At 45.3% G+C, this 1096-nt stretch carries 1 protein-coding gene and 1 pseudogene; one reads left to right on the top strand and one right to left on the bottom strand.

Annotated elements, in window-relative coordinates:
* Window positions 1-531 (bottom strand): annotated as a pseudogene (locus tag R8O70_RS26010) (6-phospho-beta-glucosidase); the annotation flags it as partial.
* A 115-nt stretch (window positions 532-646) separates the two neighbouring features.
* Between R8O70_RS26010 and R8O70_RS26005 the strand changes: the two are divergent.
* The coding region (locus R8O70_RS26005) for a LysR family transcriptional regulator (protein WP_318184562.1) at window positions 647-1096 on the top strand (450 nt) is incomplete at its 3' end.

Genomic DNA, 1096 nt, shown 5'->3' with positions numbered 1-1096 from the left:
GATCACTGGTACATTGCACAAACCGACCGCTTTTACTTTGGTGTGTTTGAGAATTGCTTCGGTCACCATGCCTGATGGATTAGTAAAGTTCAGCAGCCAAGCGTCTGGACACAATTCTTCCATCTCTTTACAGATTTCCAGCGCGATAGGAATGGTGCGACAGGCATTAGCAAAACCGCCTAAACCGTTGGTCTCCTGACCGATCATGCCGTATTTAAGCGAGATGCGTTCATCGCGGATGCGACCTTCCAAACAACCCGCGCGAAATTGAGAACAGACAAAATCGGCGTCTTTTAATGCGGGTTTGCGATCCAGCGTGACGTGAACATCAATATGAGACAGGTTGTTTTTCGCCAACATACGGCGTGTTAAGTCGCCAATGATGCTGACTTTCTCTTTGCCATCTTCAATATCGACCAACCACAACTCGCCGATAGGCAGTTCATGATTGCGCTTGATAAGACCTTCGATAAGCTCAGGCGTGTAACTGGATCCTGCACCAATAATGGTAATTTGTAGATTCTTTTTCATCGTGCTGTTTCTCGTTATGGATAAGACAGTTTGATTTAAAAGCATCGTGATTCGCTATACAAACCAATTTAAACTTGCTATGCATTAGCCTTTCTAATTTATGTTGAGTGCCAAGATGGACAGAAAACAGCAGATGCTCTCTAACATGTACACTTTCGCCGTTGCTGGTAAGTGTCTCAGTTTTACCAAAGCCGCTGAAGAGTTGTTTATTACCCAAGGGGCAGTGAGCCAACGCATTAAGTCACTGGAAGAACAACTGGGTTTCAGCTTATTTGTGCGTATGACTCGGCGATTAGAGCTGACCAAAGAAGGAGAGCGGTTACTGCACGCGCTTAACCAATCGTTTGAGGTGATTTTCTCTGAACTTGAAGACATCAAATTTAACGAGCTGCGTGGCGAGCTTTACATCGGCGTGGCCCCCACGTTTGCACAGAGTTGGTTACTGCCGCGTATGGTGGAATTTCAGCGTTTGTATCCTTCTCTCAATATCAAGCTTCGAGTAAAGGCAAGCCGATTAGATTTCTTACATGAGCCCGTTGATATTGCGATTTACTACAGTGACAGC

The sequence above is a fragment of the Vibrio sp. 779(2023) genome (assembly GCF_033344285.1).
GTDB classification, from domain to species: domain Bacteria; phylum Pseudomonadota; class Gammaproteobacteria; order Enterobacterales; family Vibrionaceae; genus Vibrio; species Vibrio alginolyticus.
The sequence above is the reverse complement of the archived record's forward strand: the minus strand, read 5'-3'. Positions and strand labels throughout refer to the sequence as shown.